The 19,773-nt window shown below is 73.1% G+C and carries 17 protein-coding genes; 9 read left to right on the forward strand and 8 right to left on the reverse strand.

Annotated elements, in window-relative coordinates; all coding sequences use genetic code 11:
* Window positions 1-110 precede the first annotated feature (110 nt).
* Window positions 111-1,862: a beta-galactosidase gene (locus tag ACFW9D_RS02290; RefSeq protein WP_384616820.1), complete on the reverse strand. Its 1,752-nt coding sequence runs from the start codon at window positions 1,860-1,862 to the stop codon at window positions 111-113.
* A 197-nt stretch (window positions 1,863-2,059) separates the two neighbouring features.
* Here ACFW9D_RS02290 and ACFW9D_RS02295 point away from each other — a divergent pair, with 197 nt between their 5' ends.
* Window positions 2,060-3,181 carry a diaminopropionate ammonia-lyase gene (locus tag ACFW9D_RS02295; RefSeq protein WP_384616822.1) on the forward strand — a complete coding sequence of 374 codons (1,122 nt, stop codon included), beginning with the start codon at window positions 2,060-2,062 and terminating at the stop codon, window positions 3,179-3,181.
* A gap of 54 nt (window positions 3,182-3,235) precedes the next feature.
* Here the strand turns inward: ACFW9D_RS02295 and ACFW9D_RS02300 are convergent, their stop codons facing one another.
* Both ACFW9D_RS02300 and ACFW9D_RS02305 read right to left on the reverse strand, forming a co-directional pair.
* Window positions 3,236-4,609 carry a pyridoxal phosphate-dependent decarboxylase family protein gene (locus tag ACFW9D_RS02300; RefSeq protein WP_384616824.1) on the reverse strand — a complete coding sequence of 458 codons (1,374 nt, stop codon included), beginning with the start codon at window positions 4,607-4,609 and terminating at the stop codon, window positions 3,236-3,238.
* A 160-nt stretch (window positions 4,610-4,769) separates the two neighbouring features.
* Window positions 4,770-5,558: a FadR/GntR family transcriptional regulator gene (locus ACFW9D_RS02305; protein ID WP_384616825.1), complete on the reverse strand. Its 789-nt coding sequence runs from the start codon at window positions 5,556-5,558 to the stop codon at window positions 4,770-4,772.
* Between the two features lie 160 nt (window positions 5,559-5,718).
* Here ACFW9D_RS02305 and ACFW9D_RS02310 point away from each other — a divergent pair, with 160 nt between their 5' ends.
* Together ACFW9D_RS02310 and ACFW9D_RS02315 are read left to right on the forward strand one after the other, a co-directional pair.
* Window positions 5,719-7,149, forward strand: coding sequence for an MFS transporter (locus ACFW9D_RS02310; RefSeq protein WP_384616827.1), 1,431 nt, complete (start codon window positions 5,719-5,721; stop codon window positions 7,147-7,149).
* A 91-nt stretch (window positions 7,150-7,240) separates the two neighbouring features.
* Complete coding sequence (locus ACFW9D_RS02315; RefSeq protein WP_384616829.1) at window positions 7,241-8,881, forward strand: amidohydrolase; 1,641 nt, start codon at window positions 7,241-7,243, stop codon at window positions 8,879-8,881.
* Here ACFW9D_RS02315 and ACFW9D_RS02320 read toward each other — a convergent pair.
* Both ACFW9D_RS02320 and ACFW9D_RS02325 read right to left on the reverse strand, forming a co-directional pair.
* Complete coding sequence (locus ACFW9D_RS02320; protein WP_384616830.1) at window positions 8,823-9,326, reverse strand: hypothetical protein; 504 nt, start codon at window positions 9,324-9,326, stop codon at window positions 8,823-8,825. The two genes, ACFW9D_RS02315 and ACFW9D_RS02320, sit on opposite strands and share 59 nt — an antisense overlap.
* Window positions 9,327-9,425: 99 nt before the next feature.
* Window positions 9,426-9,989 carry a peptidoglycan-binding protein gene (locus ACFW9D_RS02325; protein ID WP_188340826.1) on the reverse strand — a complete coding sequence of 188 codons (564 nt, stop codon included), beginning with the start codon at window positions 9,987-9,989 and terminating at the stop codon, window positions 9,426-9,428.
* Window positions 9,990-10,263: 274 nt separating this feature from the next.
* Between ACFW9D_RS02325 and ACFW9D_RS02330 the strand changes: the two genes are divergently transcribed.
* From ACFW9D_RS02330 to ACFW9D_RS02340, 3 genes are all read left to right on the forward strand, one after another.
* Entirely contained in the window at window positions 10,264-11,475 is a 1,212-nt protein-coding gene (locus ACFW9D_RS02330; protein WP_384616832.1) for a sensor histidine kinase, read from the forward strand.
* Between the two features lie 17 nt (window positions 11,476-11,492).
* Complete coding sequence (locus ACFW9D_RS02335) at window positions 11,493-12,161, forward strand: response regulator (RefSeq protein ID WP_384616834.1); 669 nt, start codon at window positions 11,493-11,495, stop codon at window positions 12,159-12,161.
* Window positions 12,162-12,283: 122 nt separating this feature from the next.
* Window positions 12,284-13,123 (forward strand): patatin-like phospholipase family protein, encoded by an 840-nt coding sequence (locus ACFW9D_RS02340; protein WP_384616836.1) that lies wholly within the window; start codon window positions 12,284-12,286, stop codon window positions 13,121-13,123.
* Between the two features lie 74 nt (window positions 13,124-13,197).
* Here the strand turns inward: ACFW9D_RS02340 and ACFW9D_RS02345 are convergent, their stop codons facing one another.
* Both ACFW9D_RS02345 and ACFW9D_RS02350 read right to left on the reverse strand, forming a co-directional pair.
* Window positions 13,198-14,553, reverse strand: coding sequence for a tetratricopeptide repeat protein (locus ACFW9D_RS02345; RefSeq protein ID WP_384616838.1), 1,356 nt, complete (start codon window positions 14,551-14,553; stop codon window positions 13,198-13,200).
* A gap of 33 nt (window positions 14,554-14,586) precedes the next feature.
* Window positions 14,587-16,512: a hypothetical protein gene (locus ACFW9D_RS02350; protein WP_384616840.1), complete on the reverse strand. Its 1,926-nt coding sequence runs from the start codon at window positions 16,510-16,512 to the stop codon at window positions 14,587-14,589.
* Window positions 16,513-16,667: 155 nt separating this feature from the next.
* Here ACFW9D_RS02350 and ACFW9D_RS02355 point away from each other — a divergent pair, with 155 nt between their 5' ends.
* From ACFW9D_RS02355 to ACFW9D_RS02365, 3 genes are all read left to right on the forward strand, one after another.
* Window positions 16,668-17,123 (forward strand): GNAT family N-acetyltransferase, encoded by a 456-nt coding sequence (locus tag ACFW9D_RS02355; protein WP_384616923.1) that lies wholly within the window; start codon window positions 16,668-16,670, stop codon window positions 17,121-17,123.
* 62 nt (window positions 17,124-17,185) lie between these two features.
* Window positions 17,186-18,475: a hypothetical protein gene (locus ACFW9D_RS02360; protein ID WP_384616842.1), complete on the forward strand. Its 1,290-nt coding sequence runs from the start codon at window positions 17,186-17,188 to the stop codon at window positions 18,473-18,475.
* A gap of 148 nt (window positions 18,476-18,623) precedes the next feature.
* Complete coding sequence (locus ACFW9D_RS02365; RefSeq protein WP_384616843.1) at window positions 18,624-19,223, forward strand: DUF6058 family natural product biosynthesis protein; 600 nt, start codon at window positions 18,624-18,626, stop codon at window positions 19,221-19,223.
* A gap of 106 nt (window positions 19,224-19,329) precedes the next feature.
* On the opposite strand, the gene ACFW9D_RS02370 is transcribed toward ACFW9D_RS02365, so the two are convergent.
* A complete protein-coding gene (locus ACFW9D_RS02370) occupies window positions 19,330-19,770 on the reverse strand; it encodes a YybH family protein (protein ID WP_384616845.1) in 441 nt (146 codons plus the stop codon).
* Window positions 19,771-19,773: the final 3 nt, after the last annotated feature.

Here is a 19,773-nt window from a genome sequence, read left to right on the forward strand (position 1 = left end):
TCTCTGGGGGGGGGCGGGGGGGGGGCGGGGGGCGCGCGCCGCGGCCCCCCCGCGCTGCGGGGGCGCCCCGCGCCGCGCGCGGCGCCCCCCACAGCCGGCTTCTCCGGCGGCTACTCCTCGGTGGGCCCGAGGTCGGCCGTCGCACGGAGGTGGACAGTCCGGGCCCGGTGGGCGGCGTGCAGTTCGAGCACGACCAGTTCGTTGGCGCCGCCGCGCAGCACCGGAGCAGGCACGTAGAGCGAGCGCTGCGGGCCTCGGGACCAGTAGCGGCCCAGCGGGAAGCCGTTGACCCAGGCGTTGCCCTTGGTCCAGCCGTCCAGGTGCAGGAAGGTGTCGGCCGGGTCGGCCACGTCGAAGACGGCGCGGTGGAAGGCCGGTCCGACGGGCGTGCGGACGACGGGGGCGAAGGGGACGTCGTCGAGAGTGGTCAGCGGAAGCGGCCGGCTGGTCCAGGCCGCGGGCTCGGCGCCGTCGAGGAGGATCCTGCCCAGCAGACCCTTGCGGTCGTGGATGCCCTCCCCGTAGTTGACCCGGCCCTGGTTCTCGACAAGGACGGCGAGCGTGGCTCCGGCCCTGGGCACGGTGAACGCGAGGGCGTGCTCATGGTTCTCCCGCTCCATCACGCCGACCGGCTGACCGTCGACGAAGACCTGTGCGCGGTCGCGGACCTGCTCGACCTCCAGGAGCGCGGGGCCCGTCCGCGGCAGCTGCGTCTCGTACAGGACGAACCCGAAGTCCTGTTCCAGCTCCTCCATGGTGAGGGGCCGGCGGGCCTCGACCGCGGGCCCGAACCTCGCGGCGTGCGGGAGCAGCGAAGCGCTCTCGGTCAGTTCAACGGTGCGCGGGGCGAGCTTGGGCCCGGGTGACGGGAGAGGAGCGTCCGGCACGGGGGCGTACTTGGCGATCACGTCGCGGAAGGCGGCGTACTTGGCGGTGGGGTCGCCCGCTTCGTCGAGCGGTGCGTCGTAGTCGTAGGAGGTGACGGTCGGCCGGTACGTGTGCTTGTCGTTGGCGCCGTTGGTGAAGCCGAAGTTGGTGCCGCCGTGGAACATGTAGAAGTTCACCGAGGCGCCGGTGGCGAGGAGTTCATCGAGTTCGCGCGCCGCCTCGTCGGGATCCCGGACGGTGTGCCGGGCGCCCCAGCGGTCGAACCAGCCGATCCAGAACTCGCTGGTCATCAGCGGTCCGTCAGGGCGCGCCGCCCGGAGTTCCGCGAGGTGACGGGCCGAGCGGCTGCCGAAGTTGGCGGTGGCCAGGATTCCGGGCAGGGCGCCGCGCTCCAGGTCGGCGGGCTGGTCGCAGGTGAACAGCGGGACGTCGACCCCGTGCCGGCGCAGCAGTGCGGCGAGGTCCTCCAGGTAGGCGGTGTCGTCCCCGTAGGCCCCGTACTCGTTCTCCACCTGCACGGCCAGGACCGGTCCGCCCCGGGTGGCCAGGTACGACCGGAGCGGGGTGATGAGCCGCTCGATGTAGTCGTCGACGGCGGCGAGAAAGCGGGGGTCGCGGGAGCGCAGGCGCAGGTCCGGCTCGGCCAGGAGCCAGGACGGAAGTCCGCCGCCCTCCCACTCGGCGCAGATGTAGGGGCCGGGGCGGAGCAGCACGTACAGGCCCTCGGCGGCGGCCAGTTCGAGGAACCGGGGCAGGTCGAGGCCGCCGTCGAGGACGAATCGGTCGGGGCGCGGCTGGTGCAGGTTCCAGGGCACGTACGTCTCGACGGTGTTGAGGCCCATCAGCCGGGCCTTGCGCAGTCGGTCGGCCCACTGGTCGGGGTGGACCCGGAAGTAGTGCAGACCTCCGGACAAAAGCCGGAACGGTGCGCCGTCGAGGGTGAAGCCGCCCTCTTCGATCTGGAGTAGAGGCATGTGCGGGTGCTCCTGTGCTGGAGGTGGGGTGCTGCGTGGTGACGACCGGCAGGCAGAGAGATGACAGCCAGAGGCGGGCTCCAGTATGTTTGCGTAAACATAGACGGGTGGCAAGCCTTCGCTGCGAGCATCCCTTCCACGTGGGCGGCGAGGAACGCGCCTGGACCGTTCGGCACGGCGCGGCGGAACCTGAGGGCATGACGGACAATGCCTCCACTCCTCGCGCCCTGCCGTGGTTCGCCCGGGCCGGTGCCCGCTCCTGGCGGTGTGCGCCACCGCCCGCGCACACGTGGGCGTTTCATCGCACCCTGCCCGAGTACGCCCCGACCCCGCTCCCCGAGTTTCCTTCGCTGGCCGAGGAGTTGGGGGTCGGCCGGGTCTTCGTCAAGGACGAGTCGAACCGGCTGGGGCTGCCCGCTTTCAAGGCGCTGGGGGCGTCCTGGGCCGTCCATCGCGCGCTGGAGGCGCGGGCGGCGGACGGTGGGGGGCGCGGCCCGGTGACCCTGGTGACCGCGACGGACGGCAATCACGGCCGGGCGGTGGCCCGTACAGCGCGTGTGCTCGGGCAGTACGCCCACGTGTTCGTGCCGCAGGGGGTGCATCCCGGGGCTGTAGCCGCGATCGTCACCGAGGGAGCGAGGGTGACGGAGGTCGCCGGGGACTATGACGAGGCGGTGCGGCTGGCGGCCGGGGCGGCCGAAGGGCCGGACGCGATCCTGGTCCAGGACACCGCCTGGCCGGGCTATGAGCGGATCCCCGGCTGGATCGTCGAGGGGTATTCCACGCTCTGCGCCGAGATCGACGAGCAGCTGGCGACAGCAGGGGCCGCTGAAGGGCCGGACCTCGTCGTCGTGCCCGTCGGGGTGGGTTCGCTGGCGCAGGCCGTCGTCACTCATTACCGCAGCCGCCCGGACGGGAACGCTCCGGCGCTGCTGTCCGTGGAGCCCGAGGCCGCGGCCTGCGTGCTGGAGAGTCTCCGGCGCGGTGGGCTGGTCAGCGTCTCCACCAGCGACACCACGATGGCCGGGCTGAACTGCGGAACGCCGTCCAGCCTCGCCTGGCCCTACTTGCAGGGCGGGCTCGACGCCGCTGTCGCCGTCACGGACGACGACAGCGCCCGCGCGGCCGCCGACCTGGCCGTCCTCGGTCTCTCCTCGGGTCCCTGCGGGGCCGCGCCGCTCGCCGGAGTCCGGGCCGCGCTCGACGGTACGGGCTCCGAGGAGCGCGGGAGCGCTTTGGGGCTCGGCCCGCACTCGGCCGTCGTCCTGCTGAGCACCGAAGGCGCGGCGGCCAATCCGCACGCCGACACGGCCGGTTGAGCGGTCGGCATCGCGAGACAGCGGCGGGGCGCTCGTCTCCGCGTCGATCGGCTGTCAGGCGTCCTCGGCGAGGGACGCGATGATCGACCGGACGGTCTCCTCGGTGATTCCCGGGTGGAGGAACGCCAGCCGCGCGACGGTCTCGCCCTCCCACACGCTGGGAGTGATGAACGCGAGGCCGGAGGCGAGGAGGCGCTTGGACCACGCGTAGTAGTCCTCGGGCCGCCAGCCGGTGCGGCGGATCAGGACGACTGTCAGTTCGGGCTCGCGGAGGAGTTCGAGGCCCTCGGTCTCCTCGGCGAGCCGGGCGGTGTACCGGGCGATCTCGGCGCCCCGCGCCACGGCGTCGCGGTAGGCGTCCGTGCCGTGGACGGCGAGCGAGAACCACAGGGGCAGGCCGCGCGGGCGCCGGGTCAGGTGGTAGGCGTAGTCGCTGGGGTTCCAGTCCTCGTGGCCGTCGCCGTCCGCCCCGTGGATCGCGTCGAGGTAGGACGCGTCCTGGGTGTGCACGGCCCGGGCGAGGCGCGGCTCCCGGTACAGGAGGGCGCCGCAGTCGAAGGGCGCGAACATCCACTTGTGCGGGTCGACGACGAGCGAGTCGGCGTGCTCGATGCCGCGCAGGCGCGTGCGGAGTTCCGGTACGAACAGGGCGGCTCCGCCGTAGGCGGCGTCTATGTGCAGCCACAGGTCGCGGGCCCGGGTCTGCTCGGCGACGCCGCCGAGGTCGTCGATGATTCCGGCGTTGGTGGTTCCGGCGGTGGCGACGACGGCCACGACGGGAGCCCCGCCGTCGGCCGACGCCGCGTCGAGCGCGGCGGCTAGGGCGGCGCCGGTGAGGCGGTGGTCCGAGGTCGGGACGACGAGCGGTTCGACGCCGATGATCCGCAGGGTGTTGCCGACGGAGGAATGGACCTGGTCGCTGACGGCGATCCGGACGGGGTCCGCCGCGGCCAGCCCCAGCCGGCGCCTGCCGGTGTCGCGGGCCACGACCAGTGCGGAGAGATTGCCCGCCGATCCACCGCTGACGAAGCATCCGCCCGCGCCCTGCGGCATCCCCGCCAGGTCGGCGAAGAGGCTGAGCACCTGGTTCTCCGCGGCGACGGCACCCGACGCCTCCAGCCAGGACACACCGTGCAGCGACGAGGCCGAGAGGACCATGTCGAACAGCGCGGCGGCCTTCGTCGGGGCGCCGGGGATGAAGGCGAGGAAAGCGGGGTGGTCGCAGGAGACCACCGTCGGCTCCAGAGACTCCGTGTAGGTCCGCAGCACGTCGGCCGGGCGGCGGGGCTCCGTGCCGATGGCGTCCTTGAGCGCCAGGGCGAGTTCCTCGTGCTCGCCCAGCCGCCCCAGCGGCGGCGGGTCGAGGCGGAGCCGGTCGAGAAGATGGCCCATGACCTGCTGGGTGAGGTCTTCGTCGTAAGCGTGCACCGAGGGCTCCTGTCGGAACGAGCGACTAATTGGATCCGTATCAGATCCAATTCGGACCTTAGGCGCATGCCCACGCGCTCGTCAACCACGAAAAGCCGGCGGCCCGCCCACCAAAGGGCCCGGCCCAGCCGGTGGGCCCGCTCAGCCCGGGGGGGCTCGCTCAGTCCGCAGACGTGGCGAACTGATCCAGGAGCACCAGGAACTGGCGGTGCGACTCCTTCAAGTGCTCCCGCATCCGGCGCTCGGCCGTGTCCCCGTCACCGGACAGGACGGCCAGTGCGATCGCCTCGTGCTCCTCGCGGAACGCCCGCCCGAAGTCCTGGCCCGTCGGATAGACCGGCGTCCAGTCGGAGCCCAGCCAGAGCGCGTTGCCCGCCACGAACATCTCGGTGCGCGCCCGCGTCACGGCTTCCGCGAGCACCTCGTTGCCGCCGGCCTCGGCGACGCCGAGGTGGAAGCGGGTGTCCACGCGGTGGTACTCGCCGAGGTCGGCGACCTTCGCGTCCAGCATCTCGACGAGCCCGCGCCGGCCCGCCGCCGCACCCCGCTCGGCGGCGAGGCGCGCCGCGAACGGCTCGATGGCCTGGCGGTACTCCATGTAGTCGCGCAGCGAAGCGCGGATGCCCGCGGCGATCGCGGCCCTGTTGTCGCGGCCGCCGGCGGGCGCCGGTGCGACCCGGGTGCCGCCGGAGCGACCCAGGGTCGTGACGACGAGCCCTTCCTCGGCCAGCTCCCGTACGGCCTGCCGGACCGTGTTGCGCCCCACCCCGAAGACCTCGGCGAGCTCGCGCTCGGTCGGCAGTTTGTCGCCCGGGCCGAATCCGCCGAGGGCGATCCGCTGGCGCAGGGCCTCGGCCACGACCGCGTACGACGGTGCCTGCCGGGGGGCGGCGCCGTTCGCCGCCTGCTCGCCGCCCTTGCTCTTGCCCGTGCCCTTGCTGTCGCCCATGCCCTGCCCGCCCCTCACGCGTGGATCACGTCCTGCCCGTCCGACCAGTCTATTGGGATCGCGTCGAACCCTATTGACAGGCCGCAACGGCGGACCTAGCGTCACCCCATCGATTTTGGGTCCACCCCGAACCCAATCGATGTCCCCCAAGGAGCCACGCATGAGCCAGTCCACGGGCACCCCAGCCCCCGCCGCAGGGGCGCCACGCCGCTCCGGGCCATGGAAGATCGCCACCGCCGCGATGATCGGCACGAGCGTCGAGTGGTACGACTTCGGCATCTACGCCACCGCCGCCGCGCTGGTGTTCCCCGAGCTCTTCTTCCCCGAGATGAGCCGGGCCCTCGGCACCGTGATGTCCTTCGCGACCCTGTTCGTCGGGGCGCTCGGCCGGCCGCTCGGCGCCATCCTCTTCGGACACATCGGCGACCGGCACGGCCGCAAGAAGGCGCTCATCTGGTCGATGACCCTGATGGGCGCCGCCACCGTCTGCATCGGCCTGCTGCCCACGTACCACCAGATCGGCGTCCTGGCGCCGCTGCTCCTCGTCCTGATCCGCATGATCCAGTCCCTGGCCGTGGGCGGCGAGTGGGGCGGGGCCGTGCTGTTCGCGGTCGAGCACGCGCCGCCCCGCCGCAAGGCGTTCTTCGGCTCGTTCCCACAGGTCGGCGACGGTGTCGGCTACTTCCTTTCGACCGGCGTCTTCGCCCTGGTCGCACTGTTCGGGCACGACGCGCTGGCCGACTGGGCCTGGCGCGTCCCGTTCCTGCTGTCCGCGGTGCTCGTCGCCGTCGGCCTGATCATCCGCCGCTCGATGGACGAGTCGCCCGAGTTCGAGGCCGCCCGGCGCGCCGAGGAAGCCGCCGGGCCGGCGGCCGGGAACAAGGAGTCCGCCCCGGTGATCGGTGTGCTGCGGCACGCCTGGAAGACGTGGCTGCTGGCCACGGGCGCGTTCCTGATCACCGTCGGCGGCTACTACATCGTCGTCACGTTCATGTCGACCTACGCCGTCACGGAGCTGGGCTTCACCGACGCCCAGGCCGCGGCCGCCGGCACCGCGGCCTCCGTCGTCGTCATCGTGTGCACCCCGCTCAGCGCGCTGTTCGCCGACCGCTACGGCCTGCGCCGCGTCACCCTCATCGGCGTCCTGCTCCACCTGGTCGCGGCCTTCCCGATGTTCTGGCTCGCCGACACCCGTTCGGTCGCGGGTCTGTGGCTCGCCATGTGCCTGCCCATGCTGGCCAGCACGATCGCGTACGCCTCGCTCGGCACGCTCGCCTCGGGGTGGTTCGCGCCGCGCGTCCGCTACACGGGCCTGTCCATGAGCTTCCAGACGGCGGGCCTTCTCGGCACGCTCGCCCCCGCGGCGACGACCTGGCTCTACTCCTCCTTCGGCAACTCCTGGGTGCCCGTCGCGGTCGCCTTCGCCGCCATGGCTGCCGTCAGCGCCGTGTGTCTGATGGCGTGCCGCCCGGCGGCGAACGCGGGCGAGTCCCTCGACGCGCCGGAGGCGGCTGATGCGGGCATGCTTCCCGGTGGCGCGGGCGGTGCCGCGGACGCAGCCTCAGCCGCCGACGCCACGCGGACCGCCTGACCGGCTGCTCGCCCGGGAGCAGTCCCCACTCCCGGCGCACCCGCACAGCCCCTCCCCTCTCCCTCCCTCCCCATCCAGCTCAAGGAGTTCCGTGCACCCCGCACCCGACCTCGTCCTGACCCGGGCCCGCGTCCACACCGTCGACCCCGGCCTCCCGAGCGCCGAAGCCGTGGCGGTGACCGCCGGCCGGATCACCGCCGTGGGCACCCACGCCGAGGTCACGGCGCTCGCCGGACCGGAGACCGAGGTGCGCGATCTCGGCGGGCGCATGCTCCTGCCCGGTTTCGTCGACGCCCACAACCACGTCCGGCTCGGTTCCGACGCCGACAGCGTGCAACTCGCGGGGGCCGGCACTCTGGAGGAGGTGCACGCCCGCATCCGGGCCTGGGCGGACGCGAACCCCGACGCGGAGTGGATCGAGGCGGAGGCGTTCGACTACGGCGCGATTCCCGGCGGGCGCATGCCCACAGCCGCCGACCTGGACCCGGTCACCGGCGACCGTCCCGCGCTCGTGTTCACGTACGACGTCCACAGTGTCTGGCTCAACACGGCCGCCCTCCGGCGCCTGGGCATCACCCGCGACACCGACCGGCTGCCGTGGGGCGTCGTCCAGAAGGATCCGGCGACCGGCGAACCGACGGGGTTCGTCACCGGGTTCGCCGTGCTGGGACTGGCCCGGCGGGGCCAGCGGGCGCTGGCGGAGTTCCTCCCGTGGGCGAGCGAGGAGCGCCGCTACAAGCGCCTGTGCGCCTCGCTCGACATGGCGGCCGAGAACGGTCTGACCACGGTCGTCGAACCGCAGAACTCCCCCGACGACCTGTTCCTGTTCGAACGGGCCCGGAGCGAGGGACGGCTGCGTTCGCGGATCGTCGCCGCCCTGTTCCATCCGCACGGGACGACGGCCGAGGAACTCGACGAGTTCGAGCGGTGCGCCGAGCGGTTCGACGACGACCGCTTCCGGGTCGGCCCCCTCAAGCTGTACATCGACGACGTGGTCGAGCCCCACACGGCCGCGCTGTTCGAGCCGTACGCCAATGAACCCGGCAACCGGGGCCGTACGTTCTACGAGCCCGGCGAGTTCGCCGCGGTGCTCACCGAGCTGGACCGGCGCGGCTTCCAGACGTTCACGCACGCCACGGGCGACCGCGGCATCCGTACGGCCCTCGACGCGCACGCGGCCGCGCGCTCCGCCAACGGGCCGCGCGACGCCCGCCACCAGCTCGTGCACGTCGAGTGTCTCCACCCGCAGGACGTCGGCCGGTTCGCCGAGCTCGACGTCGTGGCCTGCATGCAGCCGAGGCACTGTGCTCCGGACGTCGCCGGCCCGGGCAAGGACTGGGCCGAGGGGGTGGGCGAGCAGCGCTGGTCGCACGCCTGGGCGTTCCGCAGCCTGCGCGAGGCGGGCGCGCGGCTCGCGTTCTCCAGCGACTGGAACGTCGCCGAGATGAACCCGCTCGCCCACCTCTACACCGCTGTCACGCGCCGCGCCCCGGGCGGCGGCGACGCGTGGGTGCCCGGCCAGACGATCGGTCTGGCCGCGGCGATCGAGGCGTACACGATGGGAAGCGCGTACGCCAACTTCGTGGACGGCGACCGGGGTTCGGTGACCGTCGGCAAGTACGCGGACCTGGTGGTGATCGACCGGGACCTGTTCGCGGTCCCGGTGGAGGAGATCAAGGACGCGTCGGTCGACGAGACGATCGTCGAGGGCGTGACGGTCTTCCGCCGCTGAGCCCGGCCCGGGCGGCGTTCCGGATCCGCTGGGTGCGCCCACGTTCGGCGAGCAGTTCGATGGCCCGGGCGTGGGACCCGGCGGCGACCTTGAGCTGAAGCCAGTCGGACGACGCGAGCAGGTCGTCCTCCTGCCAGGGCTGGTCGAGCGCGACGGCACGGAGGAGCGTCCACTCGCGCAGCCGCTGTACGAGGAAGGGGTGACCGCTGACGGCCTCGGCCATCGCCCGTGCCCAGTGCGGGTAGGCGGGGCCGTCGCAGAGGTCGGCGGCTCGAAGGTCGAGGTGCCGCAGCACTGCCGACCGGGCCATCGTCCGGTCCTGATCAGCCAGTACGCGGGCGACCAGAGCGACTTCGTCCGGTTCGCGGACGTGCCGCAGCATGTCGAGGTACGCGGCGAAGCGGACGTGCTCGCTCGGCGTCTCCGCGATGCCGTGGACGTTCATGAGCAGCTCCTCGCGCTCGACCGCAGCGCTGATCCCCGTCCGTGGCGGGCCGGCCCCCACCCTCGTGGGCGGGGGCCGGCCGCTGCGGAGCGTCGGGCGTCAGCTGCAGTGGTTGAAGTTGGCGGTGCGGTAGTAGACCGTCTTCCACTCGCCCTGGTTGTACATCTGCCAGTAGCCTCCGGTGACCCGGCGGAAGCCGACGTTCTTGCCCGTTCGCGCGCCGGACGCGGTCCGGCCCTCGTACCAGAACGTGCCGGTGGAGCCGTTCCAGCTGCTCACGAAGACCCGCGACGCGGCCTTCTTGAAGGTGTTCGGGCCGACCTTGCCGTCCGCGGTCAGTCCGTAGCGGCTCTGCCAACGCTTGGTCGAGTACGTGGTGTTGGCGCCGAACCGGCAGTCGATGTCCGACAGGTCGGTGGGCGTGCCGTTCTGCTCGTAGACGCTGTCCGCCCACAGGATGCCCTGCCACATGGCCGCCAGGTTGCTGTGGCTGTAGGCCGACGACGAGACCGTGCCCTCGTCGTACCAGTCGTCGTACCAGCCACCGCCGCCGGTCACCGCGCCGGCCGACGCGTCGGCCGACGCCGGCGTCGTGGTGAGCGCGGCGCCGCCGGCCAGCGCGAGGACCGCGGCGGCCGCGGCCGCCTTCGTACGTACAGACATGTCTGTTCCCCTCGGTCATGGCCGCGGGCCTGTGTCCCCCGTCGGGACCCCCGTAAGTCCCGCGACCACGGCGAGGGCGGCCCGCCGTCCCCCGGCTGTTCCGCCCGGGCCGCCCTCGTCGTGGTGAAGAAGCTACGGACTGACGGGCGCGGGCACGTCCTCTGGCGGTTGGAGATCGGCCGTGAGAGCCGCGGTACGCCCGCGGTTCCTGCAACTTCCGCGGTACCGCGGAAGGTTGACGCCGCTCGCCCGGTCTCCCGGCTACCCTGCGACGGTGTGGCACCCGCGGATCAACGGACCCCGGCGCCCCCTGGTGGTGGACACCGGCATCGCGCTCGCCTATCTGGCATGCGCCCTGCTCCTGGGCCAGCAGGACAGCCGCGAGGGCTACCCGCGTCTCGGCGCCCTCGGCCTCGCGCTGACCTGCGTGATCAACCTCGCCCTCGTCGCCCGCCGGCGCGCCCCCGTCGCGGTCTCCGCCGTCGTCTACGGCGTCTGGGCCCTGTACGTGGCCCTCGGACACTGGCCCGCGGTCAACAGCCTCGCCTCGCTGCTGGCCCTGTACACCGTCGCCGCGACCCGCCCGCTCCGCACCGCCGTCGCCGCGGCCGTCGCGCTCGGCGCGGTCTGGGTGTACGCGGGCTACGCGGCGCCGGACGGCTCCGTGACGGCCGCCGCCGCGATGGCCGTCGTCTTTCCCGCGATCCTGGTCCGCTTCGGGCAGTCCGCGCGGCAGTCCGAACAACGCGGCGAGCAACTCGCCGATCTGACACGTCAGTTGCGCGCGGAACGCGACGAGAAGGCGCGGCGCGCCGTGGCCGAGGAGCAGGCGCGCATCGCACGCGAGCTGCACGACGTGATCGCGCATCACATGTCGGTGATCTCCGTGCAGTCGGGCCTCGCGCGCTACGTCTTCACGACCGCCCCCGACACCGCGCGAACCGCCCTCGCGACCATCGAGAGCACCTCCCACGAGGCGCTCACGGAGATGCGCCGGATGCTGACGCTGCTGCGCGGCCGGGCGAACGGCGGACCCGAGTCGTACGAACCCGTGCCCGGGCTGGACGGGCTCGGGGAACTGGTGGCGCGGGTGCGCACCGGTGGCGTGCCGGTGGAGCTCGCCGTCGAGGGGCCAAAGCGGGCGCTGCCTCCGGGCGTCGGGCTGTGCGCGTACCGGGTGGTGCAGGAGGCGCTCACCAACGTGCTGAAGCACGCCAGGCCGGCGAGCGCCGTGGTGCGGGTGTCGTACGGGACGCACGCGCTGCGGGTGAGCGTCACGGACGACGGCGCGGCCACCGGACAGGCCCTGAAGCGCACCGGCGGCGCTCCGGAAGCCGGAACGGGCCACGGACTGATCGGCATACGGGAACGCGTGCGGCTCTACGGCGGTAGCGTGGAGATCGGCCCGCGCCCAGAGGGGGGCTTCCAGGTCCGGCTCACCCTGCCGACGTCCGCTCCGTCGGCTCGGGAGGGCGCCGGCGGCTGAGGGGATGACGGCGGTCGATGACGCGGGTGCTTGTGGTGGACGACCAGTTCCTTGTGCGCGCGGGGATCGTGGGGCTGCTGGAGGCCGCCGACGGGTTCGAGGTGGTGGGCGAGGCGGCGGACGGTGCGCAGGCGGTGTCGGAGGCGCTGCGCTGCCGTCCCGAGGTGATCCTGATGGACATCCGGATGCCGGGGATGAACGGCATCGACGCCATGGAACGGATCCTTGCCGCCGACCACGAGCCGCTGCCCCGGGTGCTGATCCTGACCACGTTCGACCTCGACGAGTACGTGTTCCACGCGTTGCGCGCCGGTGCGTCCGGCTTCCTGCTGAAGGACACCGGGCCGGAGCGACTGCTGACGGCGGTGGCCGCGGTGGCCGGCGGCGACACCCTCTTCGCGCCGAGCGTCACCCGCCGACTGGTCGAGACGTTCACCGCGCCTGCGGCGACGCCTCCCCTCCCCGCGGTGTCCGCCCTGGAGCAGCTGACGGCGCGGGAGACGGAGGTGCTGCGGCTGACGGGCCGTGGCATGTCCAACCTGGAGATCGCGGAACGGCTGTTCATCTCCGAGGCCACGGTCAAGACCCACCTCAACCGCGCGATGAACAAACTGGACCTGACCAGCCGGGCCCAGGCGGTGGTCCTGGCGTACGAGGCGGGGCTGGTGGCACCAGGGGGCGAGTGACGGGCACTCGTAGCGGGGAACGATCCCCGCTACGAGTGCTATCGTCGGACACCCAAGCGGGGAGCACTCCCCGTTTCAGTCTGCGGGCCGGCCGCCCGTCGCTCGCGAGGAGGAGAGGCAGCGTGTCCGACACCGCACTCGTGCTCGGAGGGGGCGGGCCCGTGGGTGGTGCCTGGCTGGCGGGGGCGCTCGCCGGGCTCACCGAGGCCGGGATCGATCTCCGGAGCGCCGACGTGGTCATCGGCACCTCCGCCGGTGCCGTGTTCGGGTCACGGCTCCTGGCCGGCGTCCCGGCGGCGGATCTCTACGAGCGCCAGCTCTCCGGTGCTGACGCGGTCGATCTGCCGGTCACGCTCCGGCAGACGGCGCGGTTCCTGTGGGCGGCGCTCGGCTCCCGCGACCCGCAGCGGTCCGTCGAACGCCTGGCCAGGACCGCGCTCAGCGCCCCGACCGGCCCGGAGTCGCACGTCTTCGACACCGTCGGCACCCTTCTCGGCGACGTCCGCGCCTGGCCCGGGCAGGAGTTCAAGGTGACCGCGGTCGACGCGCGGTCCGGGCAGGTCGAGGTCTTCGACTCACGGTCGGGAGTGCCCCTCCTCGACGCGGTCGCGGCGAGCTGCGCCGTGCCCGTCGTCTGGCCGCCGGTCACCGTGGCGGGCCGGCGCTGGATGGACGGCGGCAGCCGTTCGACCGCCAACCTCCAGCTCGCCCGCGGCTACCGCCACGTCCTGGCGGTCGTCCCGATCCCCCGGGCGGTCGGGCCGCATCCGAGCGCCGCCGAGCAGGCCGCGGAACTGTCCCAGGACGGGACACGCGTCACCCTGCTGACCCCGGACCGCGCCGCGCGCCGCGTCATGGGCCGCGACATGACGGACGACACCCGCAGGCCCGCCGCCGCCCGGGCCGGTCACACCCAGGCCCGCGCCATGGCGTCTTCCGTGGCCGACGTCTGGCGGGGCTGACGTTGGGTCCTCGCCCGGCAGTGACGCATCGTCGACGCGACGGACATCGCCGCGCCGGTCGGGCCGTCAGCTCGTCAGAACGGGGGCTCCAGGCTCCGGACCGCGCTCGATCGTCGCGGCGGACGGGTCCGGTCCTGGTGCAGGACGGTCACGGCCTCGTCCACGCGGCCGAGTTCGATCAGGTACGCCGCGAGGTCGTGGCTGTTCGCGGACGCGTGCGGGCGCAGGAGCGCGACCGCCTCCTCGGTGCGGCCGGCGGCGGCCAGGAGTGCGGCCAGGTGCGACGCCGCGTACGAGGTGTCGCCCTCGGGGTGGGCGCGGGCCTGTGCGAGTGCCTCGTCGATGCGGTCGCAGGCCGCCATCAGCGGGAGCCGCAGCCGGAAGAGCTCCCACTCCTCCTCTCCGGTTCGCCGCTCGATCGCGTCGAGGTGGGCGAGGCCGTCCTCGGGGCGGCCGTGGTCGGCGTACAGGGTGCACAGGACGTCCAGGATCCAGTCGTCCGCGCCCGACGCCTCGGCCAGGTCCCGCATCACCTCGATCGCCTCGTCCGCGCGGTGGTGCCGGGCCAGCAGGTGCGCGAGCTCCACGGTGAGGGTGGCGTGGCGGGCCGATGTGTCGCGGGCCTGCCGGTAGACGGCGACGGCGGCCGCGACATCGCCGCGTTCCTCCAGCAGTTCCGCGAGGCGCTGCGCGGCATGTCCCAGCTCGTCGGCCGCCGCGTACGCGTGCAGTTGCTCGGTCCGGTCGTGGCGGGCCAGGAGGTCGGCCAGTTGGTCCCGGCCGTTGAGCGACGTGGTGTTCCGGGTGCGCAGCAGCGCGATCGCCTCGTCGACGCGGCCTTGCCGCTCACGGATCGTGGCGAGCAGGCCGATCGCCGTGTCGGGATCGAGGCCGCGGCAGCACCACGGGCCGTCGCAGCGGTGCTCCTCCGGGACACGGGCGGCGAGCAGCTCGGCGGCCTCCTCGTCGCGCCCGGCTCCTTCGGCGACGTCTACCAGGGCCACGGCGAAGCTCCAGTGCTCGTCGATGTGCGGCCGCAGCAGTTCGAAGGCCTCGTCGCCGCGACCGTGCCGGTGGAGCAGGCGGGCGTAGAACGCGAGCGCCAGAGGCTCCCTGCCCTCCTCCATCGCCGTTCGGGCCGACGCGATCGCCTCGCCGGCCCGCCCCCAGCTCTCCAGCAGTCCGGCCGTACTCGTGATCGCCGGCCACCAGCCCGTGGCGGCATAGGGAGCCACCACCTCCAGGGCCTCCGTCCGGCGGCCCTGCTCCCCCAGCAGGCGGGCCCACTCCCGTGCGCAGAACCACTCGCCGCGGCCGGCCCACCGCGCAACGGCCTCGGCATGCCCGCGTTCGAGCAGCCGGGAGACCAGACCCGGTGGGATGCAGCCCGACTCTGTCCGGGTCCGGTGGTCAAGATCAGCGACGTCCACGGCGACGCACCTTAGCCAGGTGCGGGTGGGTGTTCAGCGGCGGGCCGCCACGGCTTCCTCGGCGGCGGACAGGACGCGTTGGAGGACGGGGACGGGGATCGCCGGATTGGTGACCGCCGTACGGGCCGTGTCGCGGTCGTGGAGGAGTCCGGCGAGGACGCGGGCCGGGAGCCGTGGGTTGCGCATCGCGGTCTCGCGGACGTGGACCGCCGGGTCGTTCAGCAGCCGTACCGCGTCGGACGGTGCGAGCCGGGGGTCCTCGGCCGCGCGGCGACGCACCTCGGTCTCCGGGTCGCGGGCGAGCCGTGCCACGTCGGCGGGCGTGGACTCGGGGTCGTCCAGGGCCAGGCGGCGCATGCGTCCCTCGGGGGCGTCGGCGAGGCGCAGCAGGTTCGTGCGCGGGAAGTTGGGGTGGCTGCGGGGGCGGCCGGGGTGACTGAAGCTGCCGTCCCACCAGCGCCACACCTCGAGGAGCATGTCCTCCGGCGCGTCGTCGCACGATTCGGCGAGGAACAGGCGGACCGTGCGGTCCTCGTCCCGGGCCAGACGCTCCACGACATCCGGCGGCAGGTGCCGGGCGCGGGCCACGCTCCGGCGGACGAGCGGATGGGACGACGCGGCGAGGCGGCGCATCGCGTCGGCGTCGTCGTGCAGGTCCTCGACCCAGTCCAGGGTGTACGACATGGACGTCGGGTCGAAGTCGTGGCGCACGGCGGCGCGTCGGTCCTCGTCGAGGTCGGCACGCCGCGCCACGGCGGCGCGGACGTCGCCGTGCGGGTCCTGCGCCAGGGCGGCGACTCCGGCCGCGCCGAGCCGCGGGTTGGCGGCCAGCGCCCGGCGCACCTCCGGGTCCGCGTCCCTGACCAGCTCCGCCTCCAGCCCGGCCGAGAAGCGACAGTGTTCGAGCGCCTCATGACGGGGTTCGGGGAGTGCGGCGAAGACCTCGTGGGGCATGGGCGCGTCGTGGGTGTGGTGGGCGAGCAGCGCGGCCGTTCGTACCGTGTCGTCGGCGTCGGTCAGCAGGCGCGTCCGCAGCGGAGCGGCGAGGTCGGTCCACCGGGCGCAGGCAGCCGCCCGGACGCGGGGGTCGTCGTCGGTGGCGAGGCCCGGCAGGTGGTGGGCGGGCAGTCCGGGCAGGGTGGCGGCCTGGGCGCGGGAAGGCCCGGCGAGGAGCGCGTCGTACAGGTCCTCGGGGATCTCGATGCCGCGGGCAGCGGCGTGCCGGGCCCACAGCACCTGCCGGTTCGGCGAGGGTTCGGCGCGGATCAGGCGCAGCCATTGGGCGGGCGTGAGTCTGGGCCGGAAGGTGTCCGCGGGGCGCGCCCGCACCTCCGGATCGGGGTGCGCCAGGGCGGCGTCGAGCACGGCGGGCCGGTCGCAGCCGTGCAGGAAGCCCACCTCCACGTCCAGCAGGCGGATCAGCAGTGCGTCCGGTGCGGAGGGGTTGGACCCGATGCCGTCCGCCCAGTGGAGTGGCCACGCCGGCCGGCCGGGCACGGCCTGCCAGGTCTCGGCGCGCTGGGCCTCCGTCTCACGCCCGGCGGCCTCGGCGGCCTCCTCCAGCCGCTCCGGCAACCGGTCGAGAGCCGTGGCCCGGGGACCGTCCTCTCCGGGCACCTGCGCGAGCAGCACCTGTCCGTCGAGGGAGAGCGCCACGAATCCGGGATCGCCGGTGAGCTGCGGCACGGCGGTGCCGTCGTCGGGACGGACCCGGGTCCACCAGGCGTCGTTGCCGCCGATGCGGTGTCCGAGGACGGCTACCAGGAACTCGCCCTCGACGCCCAGGAGCCGGCGCCACCAGGCGTCATCGATCGCGCGCCGTGCGCCGTCGGGTGCCGCGATCCCCCGCGCGATCCGCCACCCGGCCTCGGGCGGGAACAGACCGCCGGGGCTCACCTCCCCGACGACCGTCAGTCCGGCGCGGGCGAGCAGTCCATGAAGCTTCTCCGGGCGTGGCACGCGGCGATGATCCCCCGCGGGCCCACCGTGGGACAAGGCGGTTCCCGGCAGGGCCGGCCTGCTCCGACGCCCGGGCCGGAGCGGCTCGGCGAAGAGCGAGGTCCTAGAGTGACGCCGTACGCGCAGCCGCCCCACCGGAGGGATCAGTGAGCAAGGTGAGGATCGTCGTGGACGACCTGTCCGGACCGCGGATCGCCCAGTTCCTCGCCGACCACGTCGAGCAGATGCGGTCCCTCACACCCCCGGAGAGCAAGCACGCACTCGACCTCGACGGGCTGCGCCGCCCCGAGGTCACCTTCTGGTCGGCGCACGAGGACGACGCCGTGGTGGGATGCGGCGCGATCACCAGGCTGGACGCCGGTCACGCCGAACTGAAGTCGATGCGGACCGCACCGGGGCGTACCCGCGGCGGGATCGCCTCCCGGTTGCTGGGGCACATCCTCACCGAGGCCAAGGGGCTCGGCTTCACCCGGCTGAGTCTGGAGACCGGCTCGGCCGAGTTCTTCCTGCCCGCCAGGAGGCTGTACGAGAAGTTCGGGTTCGAGTACTGCGCACCCTTCGCCGACTACCGGCCCGACCCCAGCAGTGTGTTCATGACGAGGCCGCTCTGACGGTCCTGCCCCACCCCCGCCTCGCATTCCGAGCGCCCACCACGCACCCCTAGGATCTTCCTATGAAGATCGAATCCGAGATCGCGCAGCTCGTCGGGGATCTGGAGAGTGCCGACTCCGCACAAGTGGCGGCAGCCGTCGAGGAGTTGGCGGCGCACGGCGAACGCGCGCTGCCGGGCCTGATGCACGGGGCGACCGGCCCGTCGGCGACACGTCACGTGACGGCGTATCAGACCGTGCTGGAGCGCATCGGGCCGCGGGCCTTCGACGAGGTCCTCGCGGCCACGCGCCGTAGGGAGTTGCACGGCTTCGTGGTCAGCCGGCTGCTCCCCTGCTTCGACGCGCGCTGTGCGGAGCAGTACGCGGCCCTGGCGGTCGATGCCGACCGCAATCTCGCGTCCTACGGATTCCAGGGCCTGATCCGCCTGAAGGTGGACTCCGAGGCCGGGCTGCGGGCCCTGCTGGAGGTCGTCGCCCGGGGCGGTGATCTCGCGGGTGACGTCTCCACGTACGCGCGAGCTCTGTACGCGTCGCACGCGCCGCGCTTGCGCGCCCTGCGCCGGGATCCCGCCGCCTCCCTGCGAGTTCGGCGGGGAGCGCTCGGCGTGCTGCTCGAGGGCGGAGGTCTCGACGCCCTCGACGAGCGCGACCGCACGCTGCTGGAGCGGCTGGTGAACGCGAAGCTCCCGGGCGGGGTCGGCGGGCTGCCGTCGCCGCAGCTCAGCGGCTGGTGGCTGGCCGTGCCGGGGGCGACGTACGAGGGCGTCTTCGACGCGCTGGGCCTGCACGACCGCCGCCCGGTGACGGTCGCGGCGGGCGTGGCGGCCGCGTACGGCGACGAGCTCCTGATCCCCACCCCGGACGATCCCCGCCGCGGCGTCGGCCGGGCCTTCGTGACGCCCGAACTGGACGGCTGGCGGCTGGTGTTCGGCCTGTTCGAGCTGCTCGTCGGCGACGACCACTGGAACGACATGATCGAGACGGTGGAACGCGTCAGCGAGGCGTGCGGACACGCCCAGCTCTTCTACGTCGACGGGGCCGAGGGCTCGGATCTCTGGTTCGTGGCGGAGGACGGCCTGGTGATCCGGCGGTACGCGGCCTACAGCGACCCGGAGTGGGAGGGCGACCCGCTGCCGTGGGAGGACCTCGCCATGAACGAGCCCGGATTCGACCCCGAGTCCGAGGAGGCGGATCCCGAGGCCGGAACGGCGGGCGCACGCACCGCCTGCGCCTACCTGTCGGTCGACCCGGAGCTGGTCGGCGCGGGCACGGTCGTGCGCGGACACGGCTGGCTCGCGGTCACGGCGCCGGACGTGGGGCACGGGCCGTTCCCGGGACTGCTGCCCGTCTGACGCGGCCCGCCGATCCCGGCTCGGTTCGAGGTGCCCTCGTCCTGTCGTGATTCCCTCGATGGTTCGGTGAGTGCCGAACCGTCCGGTCGGTAGCGTGGCGCGTCCGGTGTGGGAGATGCCCGCGCCGGCAGGTGCCGGAGGGGACCCGATGTCGGAGACAGATCTGAAGCAGCAGCTCGCCGAGCGATACCGCGAGGTCAACGGGGTCCATCCGATGACCGATGCCGATGACGCATATGTCAGCGCGCAGTTCGTCGCCTTGGAGGAGCTGTGCGCGGTCCATGGCCGCGATGCCGATGCGGTCCGCCGGCTGATGCTGGGGCATCGTCTGCCGCTCCCGGGATATCTGCGCTCCGACGGTGCCGAGATGGTGCCGTCCGACCTGTTCGCTCTCGCCGACGGAGCCGGCGGCGTGGAGCTGCTCGAAGCATGGTTCACCGCGCACTGGTCCGACCCGGTCACCGGGAAGGCGGAGTGGAATGCGTATCTCAGCGGACAGTACGTGTGCCTGCACTCGGTCACCCCGGCCGCCATTCAGCGCAAGGACGACCTGACGACCGCGATCAGCGCCGCGGCGAACGAGCCGGATGCCGGTTCAGCGCCGTGGCTCGAGCGGCTGCACGCTCTCGTCGACGAACTCGACACGCTGGAACCGGCGTTCACGGCCTACGACCGTCTTCGGTTCGGCGGGCCCACGTCCCGGGACACATGCATCGACGCCGTGCGCGCCCGCTTCCCGCGCCTGTGACCGGGATCCATGGGCCGGTGTTCCGCGGATCGACCACCATCGTGATATGCGCCATCAGGGCCGACGAGCAATGCACCCGAGCGCTCAACGGGTGATCAGCCCCCTGTCACGGCTGGAGGTCGGTCACTCCTGCGCCGGTCGCCACGTCGAGGGGCACCGACACCTGGTCGTGCACGATCAGCCACGCCCCGCCGGTCTTGCGCAGGCAGTGGGTGGCCCGGACCCACATGCCGCCGATCACCGTCCCGTCCTTGAGCGTGCCCCCGAGCCGGCCGAAGCCGTGGGCGAAGGCCACGTCGTCGCCCACGGTCACCACCAGGTCGCGGACCTCGTAGGTGACGGTCTCGAAGGCGGTGAAAACGGGGGTCCAGTTGGCGAGTTTGGCGTCGACGCCCACGTGTTGCAGGGGCGGCTGGACGTCGAAGGACACGATGTCCGGTGCGTAGAGTCGCCTCAGGGCTTCGAGGTCCTTCTTCTCCAGCCCTTCGACGAGCTTGTCGATGTGACGACGGATCTCGGCTTCGTCCGTGGCGCGTTGCGTCTCCATGAG

Source organism: Streptomyces sp. NPDC059524 (assembly GCF_042749255.1).
Lineage (GTDB): Bacteria > Actinomycetota > Actinomycetes > Streptomycetales > Streptomycetaceae > Streptomyces > Streptomyces xanthii.

Excerpts from the sequence above, each read along its gene's own strand:
- ACFW9D_RS02335 (WP_384616834.1), top strand. The coding sequence starts at position 11,493 with ATGACGCGGGTGCTTGTGGTGGACGACCAGTTCCTTGTGCGCGCGGGG.
- ACFW9D_RS02370 (WP_384616845.1), bottom strand. The coding sequence starts at position 19,770 with ATGGAGACGCAACGCGCCACGGACGAAGCCGAGATCCGTCGTCACATC.
- ACFW9D_RS02310 (WP_384616827.1), top strand. The coding sequence starts at position 5,719 with ATGAGCCAGTCCACGGGCACCCCAGCCCCCGCCGCAGGGGCGCCACGC.
- ACFW9D_RS02320 (WP_384616830.1), bottom strand. The coding sequence starts at position 9,326 with ATGAACGTCCACGGCATCGCGGAGACGCCGAGCGAGCACGTCCGCTTC.
- ACFW9D_RS02290 (WP_384616820.1), bottom strand. The coding sequence starts at position 1,862 with ATGCCTCTACTCCAGATCGAAGAGGGCGGCTTCACCCTCGACGGCGCA.
- ACFW9D_RS02305 (WP_384616825.1), bottom strand. The coding sequence starts at position 5,558 with ATGGGCGACAGCAAGGGCACGGGCAAGAGCAAGGGCGGCGAGCAGGCG.
- ACFW9D_RS02360 (WP_384616842.1), top strand. The coding sequence starts at position 17,186 with ATGAAGATCGAATCCGAGATCGCGCAGCTCGTCGGGGATCTGGAGAGT.
- ACFW9D_RS02295 (WP_384616822.1), top strand. The coding sequence starts at position 2,060 with ATGACGGACAATGCCTCCACTCCTCGCGCCCTGCCGTGGTTCGCCCGG.
- ACFW9D_RS02325 (WP_188340826.1), bottom strand. The coding sequence starts at position 9,989 with ATGTCTGTACGTACGAAGGCGGCCGCGGCCGCCGCGGTCCTCGCGCTG.
- ACFW9D_RS02365 (WP_384616843.1), top strand. The coding sequence starts at position 18,624 with ATGTCGGAGACAGATCTGAAGCAGCAGCTCGCCGAGCGATACCGCGAG.